General features: G+C 52.5%; 13 protein-coding genes and 1 pseudogene. 5 read left to right on the top strand and 9 right to left on the bottom strand.

What is annotated here, in order from left to right:
- Positions 1-77: 77 nt before the first annotated feature.
- The 7 genes and pseudogenes from ccoG to def form a co-directional block, all read right to left on the bottom strand.
- Positions 78-1,505: a cytochrome c oxidase accessory protein CcoG gene (gene ccoG, locus E8E00_RS13635; protein ID WP_096630334.1), complete on the bottom strand. Its 1,428-nt coding sequence runs from the start codon at positions 1,503-1,505 to the stop codon at positions 78-80.
- A 188-nt stretch (positions 1,506-1,693) separates the two neighbouring features.
- Positions 1,694-1,960, bottom strand: coding sequence for a YihD family protein (locus tag E8E00_RS13630; protein ID WP_077458097.1), 267 nt, complete (start codon positions 1,958-1,960; stop codon positions 1,694-1,696).
- A 94-nt stretch (positions 1,961-2,054) separates the two neighbouring features.
- The gene (locus E8E00_RS13625) at positions 2,055-3,086 is read right to left on the bottom strand and encodes a GGDEF domain-containing protein (RefSeq protein WP_096630336.1); all 1,032 of its coding nucleotides are present in this window, start codon (positions 3,084-3,086) and stop codon (positions 2,055-2,057) included.
- 137 nt (positions 3,087-3,223) lie between these two features.
- Positions 3,224-4,606: pseudogene (gene trkA, locus E8E00_RS13620) on the bottom strand (Trk system potassium transporter TrkA); the annotation flags it as partial.
- A 19-nt stretch (positions 4,607-4,625) separates the two neighbouring features.
- Complete coding sequence (gene rsmB, locus E8E00_RS13615) at positions 4,626-5,909, bottom strand: 16S rRNA (cytosine(967)-C(5))-methyltransferase RsmB (RefSeq protein ID WP_096630339.1); 1,284 nt, start codon at positions 5,907-5,909, stop codon at positions 4,626-4,628.
- Between the two features lie 115 nt (positions 5,910-6,024).
- Positions 6,025-6,969 (bottom strand): methionyl-tRNA formyltransferase, encoded by a 945-nt coding sequence (fmt, locus tag E8E00_RS13610; protein ID WP_096630341.1) that lies wholly within the window; start codon positions 6,967-6,969, stop codon positions 6,025-6,027.
- Positions 6,970-6,976: 7 nt separating this feature from the next.
- The gene (gene def / locus E8E00_RS13605) at positions 6,977-7,489 is read right to left on the bottom strand and encodes a peptide deformylase (RefSeq protein WP_077458105.1); all 513 of its coding nucleotides are present in this window, start codon (positions 7,487-7,489) and stop codon (positions 6,977-6,979) included.
- Positions 7,490-7,606: 117 nt separating this feature from the next.
- On the opposite strand from def, the gene E8E00_RS13600 reads away from it, so the two are divergent.
- The 4 genes from E8E00_RS13600 to E8E00_RS13585 are packed head-to-tail and all read left to right on the top strand — an operon-like array spanning position 7,607 to position 10,829.
- On the top strand, positions 7,607-8,668 hold the full coding sequence (locus E8E00_RS13600; protein WP_096630343.1) for a LysM peptidoglycan-binding domain-containing protein: 1,062 nt from the start codon (positions 7,607-7,609) through the stop codon (positions 8,666-8,668).
- Entirely contained in the window at positions 8,628-9,767 is a 1,140-nt protein-coding gene (dprA, locus tag E8E00_RS13595) for a DNA-processing protein DprA (protein ID WP_240531915.1), read from the top strand. Before E8E00_RS13600 ends, dprA begins: the two co-directional genes overlap by 41 nt.
- A 2-nt stretch (positions 9,768-9,769) precedes the next feature.
- Positions 9,770-10,243 (top strand): DUF494 family protein, encoded by a 474-nt coding sequence (locus tag E8E00_RS13590; protein WP_096630346.1) that lies wholly within the window; start codon positions 9,770-9,772, stop codon positions 10,241-10,243.
- Between the two features lie 28 nt (positions 10,244-10,271).
- Positions 10,272-10,829, top strand: a complete 558-nt coding sequence (locus E8E00_RS13585) for a type I DNA topoisomerase (RefSeq protein WP_077641435.1) — start codon at positions 10,272-10,274, stop codon at positions 10,827-10,829.
- Here E8E00_RS13585 and E8E00_RS13580 read toward each other — a convergent pair.
- Together E8E00_RS13580 and purE are read right to left on the bottom strand one after the other, a co-directional pair.
- Positions 10,826-11,974 carry a 5-(carboxyamino)imidazole ribonucleotide synthase gene (locus E8E00_RS13580; protein WP_096630348.1) on the bottom strand — a complete coding sequence of 383 codons (1,149 nt, stop codon included), beginning with the start codon at positions 11,972-11,974 and terminating at the stop codon, positions 10,826-10,828. The two genes, E8E00_RS13585 and E8E00_RS13580, sit on opposite strands and share 4 nt — an antisense overlap.
- Positions 11,975-11,978: 4 nt before the next feature.
- On the bottom strand, positions 11,979-12,461 hold the full coding sequence (gene purE / locus E8E00_RS13575; protein ID WP_069362358.1) for a 5-(carboxyamino)imidazole ribonucleotide mutase: 483 nt from the start codon (positions 12,459-12,461) through the stop codon (positions 11,979-11,981).
- A gap of 178 nt (positions 12,462-12,639) precedes the next feature.
- On the opposite strand from purE, the gene hemF reads away from it, so the two are divergent.
- Positions 12,640-13,557 carry an oxygen-dependent coproporphyrinogen oxidase gene (hemF, locus tag E8E00_RS13570; RefSeq protein WP_096630350.1) on the top strand — a complete coding sequence of 306 codons (918 nt, stop codon included), beginning with the start codon at positions 12,640-12,642 and terminating at the stop codon, positions 13,555-13,557.
- Position 13,558 lies beyond the last annotated feature (1 nt).

The following is a 13,558-nucleotide window of genomic DNA, read 5'->3' as shown; positions in this document are numbered from 1 at the left end:
TTCAGCACAGAAGTGTCATGGTAACAAATAAAAAGGGCGCTGCATGCGCCCTTGTTACCAATCAGTTGGGTGGCTGATTAAAGGTCTGTAATAAAGCGGCTTTCCGCTTGGACCTCTTTTTGTTTGTCGCCCGATGCACGCTCCATGACAAACGTGATGTCAGCAATGCGTTGGGTCATCTCGTAGGTGTCTACGCCTAAACTGATGGGCAGTGAGAACACTTCTCCCGCTTGCACTTTAACGGTTTGTGGGCCGTACCATTGCACGTCTTTTAGCCCTTTCACCGAGAGGGTATAGGTTTCATCACTTTGGGTCTTATTGAGGATTTTCAGCGTGTAGGTATTCTCAATCAGTCCTTGATTGTTGACGCGATACAGCTGGTTACGGTCACGAATGACATCCAATTCCATGGGCATCACGGACATGGCTAAGTAGATAAACATAGCCGTGACAATGGTCATAACGACGCCATAACCGACCAGTTTGGGTCGAATAACTGCCGTCTTCTTCCCTTCAAGCTTATGCTCGGTGGTATAGCTTATCAGTCCGCGTTCATAGCCCATGCGGTCCATGGTTTGGTCACAGGCATCAATACAGGCGCCACAGTTGATACATTCATACTGTAGGCCATCGCGAATATCGATACCGGTTGGGCAGACTTGAACACATAAATTACAGTCAATACAGTCGCCCAGCCCCAACTCTTTGGGATCTTTTTTACGTGGGCGTGGGCCACGTTTTTCACCCCGTTCGACATCATAGCCGACAATAAAAGTGTCTTTGTCGAACATGGCAGATTGGAAACGTGCATAGGGACACATATGGATACACATAATCGAGCGCATCCATCCCGCATTTCCGTAAGTACAGGCGGCAAAGAAAATTACCCAAAAACCGACCCAGAAACTGGTATCAAAGGTGACTAAGTCCACCGCCAGCTCGCGCATGGGGACAAAATAGCCGACAAAGGTCATGCCCGTAATTAAAGAAATCACCCACCATGCTGTGTGTTTCGCGGTTTTGCGTATGGCCAGCTCAGGGGTCATTTTTAATGAGTCTTGTTTGCGACGCTTGTTGGCAGCGCCTTCGAGCTTTTCTTCAAACCAGATAAACAGGAAGGTCCACACGGTTTGCGGGCAAAGGTATCCACACCAGACGCGGCCGAGGAAGGTGGTAATAAAAAAGAGTCCGAACGCCCCAAGCATCAACAAGGCTGCCAATAAGGTCAGATCTTGTGGCCAAAGTGTGGTGCCAAAAAAGGTGAACTTCTGGTTGCCGATATCGAGCAAAATCGCTTGGCGCCCTTGATACGGGATCCAAGGAATCGCGAGAAACAGCACCATGAAAAACCAGCCCATATAGCGGCGCATCTTTTGGTAATAGCCTTTTACCGCGCGCACATAAATGCGATTGCTCGGATTAAAGCGATCGTCGCCCCCTTTATGGGTTTTCGGATTGTATTCTTTTGCGGTCACGTCTTTGACGTCTATCTTTTCGTTGCTCATGACATTGGCTTTCCTTGGGATGTCGAGGCCTTGGTACGTTGCCAGACCCTGTTTATCGTTGTGACGCGTGATTATAGCGTAGCCAGATTCGCGAATACTCTATCAGTGTCATAGTTTGCGAAACAGTCACAAACTAGAACAATTCCAGCTATAACAGCGCTCTATGTGTGCTCCCTGCCTCATTCCGCTTAAGATTGGATACCACGAGCACGCAAGATAGCGGCTTTGAAGTCCTCTTCGCTGTCTTTTGCCAAGCCGGGAATGGGGGCAGTTTTATCTTCTAGTCGCATTTTGAGCTGATAGATCAAGGTGTCGTCCGAGATGTTATCCAGCCCGTCTTGATGGCCAGCCTCTTGGGCAATGACAGTGAGCATCTCGACCAGTGAGCGTTCCGGCGTTTTCTGCCACGACTGATTTAACAGCTCGAGCAGTTCATTGATGCGATGGCAATTCATAGGTGTCCTTTATGTGTGGCACGTAAAAAACACCATTTTGCCCGAGCGTATTGGGCTGAAACTTAGCCAAGATCAAATAAGGCGCAGGTGAGGATTAATTTATCGGCATCACGCGATTGCGGCCGAGTTTCTTCGCGCTGTATAAGTGCTTGTCAGCACGATGAATGAGATCTGACGCAGACTCACCCGTTTCATTATCGTACTCGGCAACGCCAATCGATACCGTGATATGGTCGAGCGTGTTGCCACGGCGTCTATCTTTGATAATCATTCGGTCGATAGCGGTGCGTATCGTTTCAGCAATACGCTTGGCGCCATTGAGACGTTTTTGCGGGATGAGCAAAGCAAACTCTTCGCCGCCATAACGAAAGGCTTGGATGCCATCACGACAGTAATCGCTGAGGCGCTTGGATACTTGTTTTAGTACCGTATCGCCAATCACATGGCCATAGGTGTCGTTGAGCTTTTTAAAGTGGTCAAGATCAATTAAGGCGAGGCAAAAAGGTGGAGTGAGATCGCTATCAATATAGGCGGCGAGTTCTCGGTCGAAGGCGCGGCGATTTAAAAGGCCGGTTAAACCATCATGCGTGGCTTGCTCTGTCATTTCTGCCAGCGTCTGTTTGAGCTGAGAGATCTCTTGCTGCGCATCACTGAGCTGATGCTTGAAGTAGCGGGTCGACTGGGTGAGCGATTGCGAGTCTTTAACCACGTTACGCACGACCGCGATGGTCTCATCGATAGACAAACCTTCATCTTCTACCCGCGCAAGCTGTTCGAAGGTTCGATCTAACACACTCTGGAAGGCATCGGTGTCTTGCAATGTATCCGACATTGAGTGGCTCATCTCGGTCATCATCGACTCGAGGCTTTGCTTGAGAGCGCTCATGTCTTGGCTGTGTTTGTCGGCGACGTGTTTTTGGTAGAGCATGTCACTTTGCAGCGGACTGCAGGTGCCGTGGTGCGTGAGCGTGTCGTCCACATCCGCATTGAGTTGAGGATCGGTATCCGCGACATAGGTGTACCACAACGCGTAGTTAGTAGGGGTGGTGGGCACCTTGTATTTCATCATTAACGGCACGGCTTTCTTTAGAAAACCGGTCGATTGTTGAAACTGATCATCCGACATGGCTACGTTGATACTCCCTGTCCGGTCGGGGGCCGAAAAAACACGATATTGTCAGTGTATACCCAAATTTAGGGCGGTGGCAGTGCGTGAGCCAAAAGTGTGTGCCTGTAGGCCTGATTGGCCTACAGAACATTGATTTAGAGAAAGAAAGGACTGGGCTGGAACAGACGCTCTACGTCTGGAATGTATTTTTTATCGACCAAGAACATCACCACATGATCGTCTTGTTGGATCACAGTTTTATCGTGTGCAATCAAGACTTCTTCGCCACGTACCACTGCCCCGATGGTGGTGCCGGGGGGCAATTTGATATCGCCAATCTCACGGCCCACGACTTTGGATGTTGCAGCATCACCATGGGCGATGGCCTCGATGGCTTCGGCCGCGCCACGCCGTAGCGATGACACATTGACGATGTCACCGCGACGCACATGGGTTAGCAGGGCAGAGATGGTCGCTTGTTGAGGCGAGATGGCAATATCGATCGCGCCGCCTTGCACCAAATCAACATACGCACCGCGTTGAATCAGCACCATGACTTTCTTTGCCCCAAGGCGTTTGGCCAACATGGCAGACATGATGTTCGCTTCATCTTCGTTGGTCACCGCGATAAAGACATCGATTTGGTCAATGTGCTCTTCACTCAACAGCTCTTGATCGGAGGCATCGCCACAAAATACCGTGGTATCTTCCAGCAACTCAGATAGGTGTTCGGCTCGGGCAGGATCGCGCTCGATAAGCTTAACGCTGTATTGGCGTTCAAGTGCCATGGCTAGGCCTGCCCCGATATTCCCGCCCCCGACAATCATGATCCGTTTGTAGGGTTTTTCGAGGCGTTGCAATTCACTCATCACGGAGCGAATGTGGTTACTGGCGGCGACAAAGAATACTTCATCATCGGCTTCGATAATGGTGGTGCCTTGTGGACGAATCGGACGATCGCGACGGAAGATAGCGGCAACACGGGTGTCTACGTGCGGCATATGCTCACGCAGCGCCGACAAGGCCTTTCCGACAAGCGGGCCGCCGTAATACGCTTTGACGGCGACTAAGCCCACTTTGTTATCGGCAAAACCGACCACTTGCAGCGCCCCGGGATATTCAATGAGGCGGCGAATGTAGCGGGTGACGAGCTCTTCGGGCGCAATTAAATGATCGACCGGACAGGCCTCGCGATTAAACAGCTGATCTTTGACTGCTAAGTACTCTGGGCTACGGATCCGGGCGACACGGTTAGGTGTATTAAATCGGGTATACGCAACCTGACAAGCAATCATATTGGTCTCGTCAGAATTGGTGACGGCAACCAACATATCAGCATCTTGTGCGCCAGCTTCTTGCAGCGTTGAGGGATGGCTAGCATAGCCTTGCACCACGCGCAGATCGTATTTGTCTTGCAAGTCACGCAGTCGCTCAGGCGCACAATCGACAATGGTGATGTCGTTGTTTTCACCCACCAAGTTTTCTGCCAAGGTGCCGCCGACTTGTCCGGCGCCCAAGATGATGATTTTCATGTTATTAACTCTCCCTGCTTGGCACTTAGGTCAGTGACTTTTCCAAGCATGCGTAGTAAAAGCCGTCCATGTCTTGCTCGCCGGGTAAAATCTGACGTCCCGGTACTTCTGACGTGCCGGTGCGTAAGTTGGCATCTGGTGTACGGGCGAGAAAATCACGGATTTGATGGCGATTTTCATCAGGTAAAACAGAACAGGTTGCATACACAAGAGTACCGCCCGGCTTAAGCTGCTGCCACATTGCATCCAAGATTGCCGCTTGGAGCGTGACGAGGGCGGCAATGTCGCTATCACGGCGTAACCATTTGATGTCGGGGTGACGACGGATCACACCGGTTGCCGAACAGGGTGCATCAAGCAAAATACGGTCAAACGCGGGGCCTGAATGCCAAGTGCTGGGCTCGCGAGCATCGGCTTGTTTCACCGTGGCATTAAGCCCCAGTCGGGCAAGGTTCTCTTTGATGCGGCTCAATCTTTGCGCATCGGCATCAATCGCGGTCACGTGTGCGCTTGGTTGGTGCTCTAAGATATGACAGGTTTTTCCGCCCGGTGCCGCACAGCAATCAAGAATCGTCTCGTTTGCTTGAGGGGTCAGGTAGTCGACCGCGAGCTGGGCAGCGGCGTCTTGGACGGATACCCAACCTTGGTCAAAACCTGGTAAGCGCGAGACATCGCACGGCTTGGCTAATTTGATCGCATCGCCAGCCTCAACGAAGCACTCTCCGTCAATGCCCGCTTCTTTGAGTAGTGCAAGATAGGTATCAGGCCGATGGTACTGACGATTAACCCGCAGCCACATGGGCGCTTTTTGATGGTTGGCCGCGACAATCGCTTGCCATTGCTCGGGATAGGCTTCTTGTAACCGCTTGAGTAGCCAACTGGGGTGGCAAAACTCGCCGGCGGCATTGGCGGTACTGGCTTCATCTAACGCGGTTTGCTCGCGTTGATATTGACGCAAGATGGCATTGATCAATCCACGAAGTTGAGGGCGCTTGAGTGTTTGGGTGGCGTTCACGGTTTCAGCCACCGCAGCATGCGCTGGGATGCGCATATAACCTAATTGATACAAGCCGACCAGAATGAGGTGATGAAAGACACGTTGTTTGCCTTTCAGTGGCTTATCCATCAAGGATTGCACGATTTGCTCAAGGCGTGGCAACCAACGTAAGGTGCCATAACACATCTCTTGTAATAAGGCCGCGTCACGCGGTGCGATACGTTGCTGGGCTAAAGGCAGTTGTTGTGACAGGGACTGACCCTGATCGACAACTTGATACAGAACGCGGGCAGCCGCGGCTCTTACATTCATGCTGTTACCTACATTGCAGCCAAGTGGCGAGTAGTATGCCACCAAGGGGCGTTAACCAATAAAAAAGGCCAGTGGACTGGCCTTTGAATGACGATGACACGGTAAACCGTGTTCATTATAGCTGTGTACCAATCTCAAACCATTCACGGCGCGCGTTGAGCAGCTCATGGGCTTGCATGGCTTTTTTACCGGGAGGCTGAAGCTGTGTTAGCTGGAGTACACCTTTGCCGGTAGCAACCTGAATACCGTGCTTGTCGGTATTGATCACCGTGCCAGGTGTGGCGTCGACATCAATGTCGAGCACATTGGCCTGCCAGACTTTGATATTTTGCTCTCCCAAGGTGAAGTAGCTGACTGGACGTGGATTAAAGGCGCGAATACAGCGTCCGATAAACGCAGCATCTTGTGTCCAATCAATTTTGGCTTCTTGCTTGGTCAGCTTCTCAGCATAGTTGGCTTTGGCATCGTTTTGTGGCTCGGCAAGAATAATGCCGTTGGCCATGTCATTGAGACAATCAATCAAGGCTTGGGGCCCCAATTCTGCCAAACGTGTATACAAGCTGGCACTGGTATCGGTTTCTTCGATAGGCAGCGTGGCGATTTTTAGCATATCACCGGTATCAAGGCCTTCGTCCATCTGCATGATGGTGACACCGGTTTCGGTATCGCCCGCCCACACGGCACGCTCAATTGGCGCGGCGCCGCGCCAACGTGGCAAGATAGAGCCGTGGACATTCACACAGCCCAATCGCGGTGTATCCAGTACTGCTTTGGGCAGGATCAGCCCGTAAGCGACCACCACCATCACGTCAGCGTTTAAGGCTGCCAGTTCCGCTTGCGCTTGTTCATCACGCAGCGTGCGGGGTTGATACACGGGTAAGTCATGCTCAAGCGCGAGCTTTTTCACTGGGCTTGCCGTGAGCTTCTTGCCTCGGCCTGCCGGTTTATCTTCGCGGCTATAAACCGCAATCACCTCATGCTCACTGTCGAGCAGGGCTTGCAAATGGCGCGCGGCAAAATCCGGCGTGCCCGCAAATACAATACGCAGCGGTGTACTCAAAGTGACCTCAGCTTGCTTTTTGGTTAGCGCGTTTGATTTTTTCCATCTTCTGCTTGATGCGTTGACGCTTCAATGGCGAGAGGTAGTCAACAAACAGCTTACCTTCTAAATGGTCAAGCTCATGCTGGACACAAATGGCCAACAGATCGTCAGCATCAAACTGATATGGATTGCCGTCGCGGTCTAACGCTTTCACAGTCACTTCGGCGGCACGTGGCACTAAGGCACGGGAACCCGGTACGGACAGGCACCCTTCTTCGATACCGTCTTCACCCCGTTTTTCGATGATCTCTGGGTTAATTAACACCATAGGGTCATCGCGGGTTTCTGAGATATCGATCACCACAATGCGTTGGTGAAAGTCCACCTGGGTCGCCGCGAGGCCAATACCGTCTTCGTCGTACATGGTCTCGAGCATGTCATCGACCATTTTTTGGATCTCAGGCGTCACTGCTTCCACCGGCTTGGCGACGGTGCGAAGACGCTCATCTGGGAATGTTAATACGTTCAATAAAGCCATAACGTCTCATAAAAATTGAACTGTGCCGAAAGCGGCACGGGGTAATTGGGTTAATTCTAGACATTTTGACAGCCAATTGACAGCATCAGCATCATCCGTCTGGTGAGGAAGACATTGATGACAAGAAAGCTATTCAATCTCGCCGCCGCTGGGCTATTGGCTATCGCGCTACCAGGACTGGCAGCCGGCCCTGCCGAGAGTCAGCGATATGTGGTTGAGCGAGGGGATACCCTGTGGGATATCGCCGCTGCCTTTTTCGATAACCCTTGGCAATGGCCTGAAGTGTGGTACGCAAATCCGGCCATAAAGGATCCCAATCTGATTTATCCCGGCGATGTGCTCACCCTCACATGGCAAGCGGGAAAACCGACCGTTAGCTATAAGCCCAGACGTGCGATTGCAGCAAAGGGAGATACGCCCAACACGCCAGCGCTGAGCAGTGTGGATCCTATGCTGCTGCCGTATTTACAGCAGGACATGCTGGTTGAAAAGGCGCGTTTGGTGGCGCTACCTCGCGTCCTTGGCTCGACGGATGGACGTCAATATCTGTCAGTGCACGATACTCTATATGTGGATGCGTCGTTGAGTGTTAAGGATTGGCAAGTGTTTCGGGTTGAGAAAACCTTTTTACGCCCTGCGCCGTCAGAGGCTAGCGCCGAACCTACCGCGATGGTGAGCTTAAAACATGTGGCTGATGGGCGTATCCGTGCGCGAAGTGAAGGGCGCAGTGTGATGACATTGACACGGGTGGTGCAGGAAGTGCGCCCCAATGATGTCTTGTTACCTTTGCCCGAGAACACGCATCCGCGTTTTTGGCCCCAAGCGGCTCAAACTGACGCCACATTATTAGGGCATCTGTATGGCAGTGAGTATGTCGCGAATGGTCAGCTTGTGGTACTTGATAAAGGCGCCAATGATGGCGTGACAGCCGGGCAAATGTTTACTGTCACTGAAGCTGGTGCCAACGTATTAAATGGCCCTGGTGAGTATCGCTATCAAAACGCAAGTGACAGTGCTGCGCAGCCGATGACCGCCTTGCCTGATGTGACGGTGGGACAAACCATGGTGGTTCGGGCTTATCCGTGGGTAAGTTTGGCGGTGATCACGCAAGCGCGTCAGCCGATCAAAGCCGGCATGCATGCGGTGCCACCGTCCCCTCAACTGGCCTATGCGCGATAAATCCCTGCGAGGGTGGTTGATACTGACCCAAGTGCCGCGGTTGCGCGTTTCGCAGCGACGCGCGCTGTTGGCCAAAGTGCCCATCGATGCGTTGAGTGAGCAAACTGCTCATGATCTTGCCGCGGTTGGTTTAACCGCTGAGCAGTGTCAGGCCGTCACGCATCCCAATCATGCCATGATTGAGCGTAGCCTTGAGTGGGCGAGGCAAGAGAATTGCCACCTGATTGGCTTTGACCACCCAGCTTACCCTGCATTACTCCGAGAAATCGCACGGCCGCCTTTGCTCTTGTATGTGCAAGGCGATCTGACTTGCTTGGCGATGCCTCAATTGGCGATGGTGGGCAGTCGTCACGCGACCCCGCAAGGTTTAGAAACGGCGTATCAATTTGCTAAACAATTGGTTGAGCATGGTGTTGCGATTACCAGTGGGCTTGCGCTAGGTATCGATGGCCGAGCACACAAAGGTGCTCTTGAAGGCCACGGCAAGACATTAGCAGTGCTAGGAAGCGGGCTTGCCAATGTGTATCCTGCACGACATCGTGCATTGGCTGAGCGGATTGAAGCACAAGGCGCACTGGTCTCAGAGTTCTGGCCAGAGGCACCGCCAAGGGCTGAGCACTTTCCGCGGCGCAATCGACTGATCAGTGGGTTGTCGGCAGGCGTATTAGTGGTAGAGGCCGCGCCACAAAGTGGGTCGCTGATCACGGCACGTTATGCACTTGAGCAAAATCGTGATGTGTTTGCGATTCCTGGGCCCATTGACCAAGTCCAGTCGCGTGGATGCCACCAATTGATTAAACAAGGGGCCACACTCACAGACTGTGTCGATGATATCTTGCATGAAATTGATAGCCTGATAAGCTTCGCCGCGTGTCAACAAACCGAATTATTTAGTGACGCGCCTAAGTTAGATACACATGAAGGATTGCCATTTCCTGAGCTGTTGGCTAACGTAGGTACTAAAGCGACGTGTGTCGACGTACTGGCTGAGCGCTGCAACCAACCGGTTCACGAAATCATGATGCAGTTGTTAGACTTAGAACTCCAGGGGCTTGTAGCAGCAGTACCCGGTGGCTATGTCAGAACGAGGAGGGGCTAGCCATGATGGACATTCTTATGTACCTGTTCGAAACCTACATCCATAGCGATGTGGAAGTGATGATCGATCAGGACGAGTTAGCAGATGAATTGTCCCGTGCGGGTTTTCATCAAGACGATATATATAAAGCCCTGAACTGGCTTGAAAAGCTGGCACAGTTGCAAAATGCGGATAAACAGCCTTACCTATCAGGCAGTGCCCAAAGCTCGATCCGAATCTATACCGAGCAAGAAACACGCTTTATCGACCAAGAAAGCCGAGGCTTCCTTTTATTCTTGGAGCAAGCTGGGGTACTTTCACCGGAAACGCGTGAAATGGTCATCGATCGGGTGATGGAGCTCGAGACCCAAGAATTCTGTCTTGATGACCTAAAATGGGTCATTTTGATGGTGCTGTTTAACGTACCCGGTAACGAACGTGCGTATACACAGATGGAAGAAATGCTGTACGACGCACAAGAGGGATATGTGCACTAACGCTTATCAATGACAGTAAAAGGTGTGAATGAGTAAAGATAACACCCCGAATACCCATGAGCGCTGCCCGGAATGTGGCAGCGCTCTTGCGTTTAAATCGGGCAAACGAGGCCCGTTTCTGGCCTGTACGGCCTACCCAGACTGCCACTATACCAAAGCGTTACATCATGGCGATGGCCATGTAGTAAAAGCCCTTGGCGTGGCTTGCCCGGCCTGTCATCAGGGAGAATTGGTGTTACGTCAAGGTCGATTCGGTATGTTTATTGGCTGTGATCAGTTCCCGCAATGTACGCATATCGAAAAACCGGATGAACCGGATCATACTACCCTCACTTGCCCTGCCTGCCACAAAGGTGAGCTGGTGGAGCGCACCTCGCGTTACGGCAAGCGCTTTTTTGCCTGTGACCAATACCCGAAGTGTCATTTTGCGGTAAACGCACAACCGATAGCCGGCACCTGCGAGCAATGTGGCTTTGCGCTACTGGTGGAACGCAAGAAAGGCGGCAAGACGGTGCATCAATGTGCCGACAAACCCTGCAGCGCGATTCAAGGTGAACCGGCTGCAGAATCGGAAAGCGAGGGTTAATCGGTTTGCGCGGCGAGAGCCAAGGCAGCCGACTTTAAACCGTGAAAAGCATCGTCGGGGAGGTAGCTGGCGAGGCTGGCTAACTTGGTGGCAAGCGCTGCGTTCGATGTGGCCGTGACATTAATATGGCCCACTTTGCGCCCCGGACGAGGCGTTTTGTTATACCAATGCACATGGGCATCACGATAGGTCGCAAGCGGGACACTGCCTTGGCCTAAGATATTAATCATCGCTGTTGGCTGGATTAACTCGGTCGGGCCAAGGGGTAAGCCGCTGACGGCGCGCAGGTGGTTTTCAAATTGGCAACACGCGCTACCTTGCTGTGTCCAGTGACCGGAGTTGTGCACCCGAGGCGCTATCTCGTTCACCAGCAAGCTGCCGTCTACATCAAAGAATTCCACCGCAAGCACCCCCACATAGTTAAGCGCGCTGGCTATCTTTTCCAACATGTCCGCGGCCTGTGTTTGCAAGGCATGCTCATCCGGGCGCACCACAGACAAGGTTAATATCCCATCATGGTGGTGGTTTTGGGTCAGGCTATAACTGGCAAATTCACCATTCGCGCCACGCACACCAATCAGTGACACTTCTCGGTCAAAGGGGATCATGGCTTCGGCAATGATGGCTTGGCCATCGCGTTGCTCTGGCACGCTAAGAAAGGCGTCGAGCTCGGCCCATAATGCGTGAAGATCATCGCCGTCACGATAGCGCCACTGTCCTTTGCCGTCATAACCATCCAAGGTGCTTTTGAGGACCAAGGGTGCCCCCAGTGCGTCGACCGCCTTTTCTAAATCAGCCTGTGTATACACCACTCGGTATGGCGCATTGGCGACGCCTGCTTGCATCAGCAGGGCTTTCTCAATTTGGCGGTCGCCACCGGTTAGAATCGCCTGAGCACTGGGGCGTAACTTCCCGCTTTGCTCGCATTGGTGCAAGATATCAGCGGGGATATGCTCAAATTCCGCGGTAATAATATCTGCGCCAGCGATGGCCGTATTGAGGCCGTGCCCCAGTGGTTGCAGCGTCAGTGGGTGAATAATGTCGCCACTACGCACATCATAGGCGCTGACGATAAGATTGAGCGGTGCGCCGGCCAAGGCCATCATCCGAGCCAGTTGTCCCGCGCCTAACACCAGAATATTCATGGCCTTAGCCTTGTGGGTTGGGTTGAGCGAGAACGGCCTCAGTCTGCGCTTGGCGAAACGCATCCACTTTTGCCATCAAATCAGGGTCGGCCGTTGCGAGAATTTGTGCCGCAAGGAGCCCTGCATTCGCGGCGCCTGCGTCACCAATGGCGAGCGTGCCCACAGCTACACCTTTGGGCATTTGAGCAATAGAAAGCAATGAGTCCATCCCCTTTAATGCTTTTGACTGGACCGGAACGCCGAGCACCGGCAGGCTGGTGTGTGCGGCGGTCATCCCAGGCAGATGGGCGGCACCACCGGCGCCGGCAATAATCACTTTAATCCCGCGCTCGGCCGCTTGTTGGGCGTAGTCGGCAAGTAACTGTGGTGTGCGGTGGGCAGAGACAATACGAGTTTCGTAAGGGATGGCAAAGTGATCCAACATAGCCGCTGCATGTGTCATGGTAGGCCAATCGGATTGCGAGCCCATGATGATACCGACAGTCATAATACGTCCTTCTTGATGACAAGCGTGAATAAGATAAGCTGAGCGTGACGCGAATTATACCCAGATTTCATCGTGAGGAAAACGTTTGCGTCAGCGGTGGGGGATGAAATTCCGTCAAGATCCCACTGCGTGGATCAGGTAAAGTAAGCACATAGTCTCAGTAACAAAGGATGTGAGCGTGGCACACGGTCAGTCGACAATTGATAAGCAAGCCGTGAAGGCTTTTTTCCTCCAACTTCAAGATGATATTTGCCAACAGCTTGCGCAAGAAGATGGTCAAGCGCGTTTTATTGAAGATGCGTGGGAGCGTGAGAAAGGGGGCGGTGGCCGCAGTCGCGTCCTGCGTCAAGGCCAAGTATTTGAGCAAGCGGGAGTGAACTTCTCGCACGTATTTGGCGATCAAATGCCTGCCTCGGCGACCGCGCACCGTCCAGAGCTTGCTGGGCGCTGTTTTGAGGCCATGGGGGTGTCGTTAGTGATCCATCCTCATAACCCGTACGTGCCGACCTCGCACGCAAACGTGCGGTTTTTCATTGCCGAAAAAGAAGGTGCAGATCCTGTGTGGTGGTTTGGCGGCGGCTTTGACCTCACACCTTTCTATCCGTTCGAGGAAGACTGCCAGCACTGGCATCAGACCGCCAAAGCCTTATGTGCGCCCTTTGGTGATAGCGTGTACGCTGATCACAAAGCATGGTGCGATCGCTATTTTTATCTGCCCCACCGTGATGAAACCCGTGGCGTCGGCGGGCTTTTCTTTGATGATTTGAACCAATGGCCATTCGAACAGTGCTTTGCCTACACCCAAGCGGTTGGAAAAGGCTTTATCGATGCCTACCTGCCGATAGTACAGCGCCGCAAAGCCATGCCTTATGGTGAGCGAGAACGCGATTTTCAGCTTTATCGCCGCGGACGCTATGTCGAGTTTAACTTGGTGTATGACAGAGGCACGCTATTTGGCTTACAAAGTGGTGGGCGTACCGAATCTATTCTGATGTCGATGCCGCCGATGGCGCGCTGGGAATACAATTGGTCACCTGATGAAGATGCACCGGAAGCGAGGCTTTATCGCGACTACCTTAAACCGAGGGAGTGGTAAC

The sequence above is a fragment of the Salinivibrio sp. YCSC6 genome (genome assembly GCF_004916735.1).
GTDB classification, from domain to species: domain Bacteria; phylum Pseudomonadota; class Gammaproteobacteria; order Enterobacterales; family Vibrionaceae; genus Salinivibrio; species Salinivibrio proteolyticus.
This window is presented reverse-complemented; position numbering and strand designations above follow the sequence as displayed.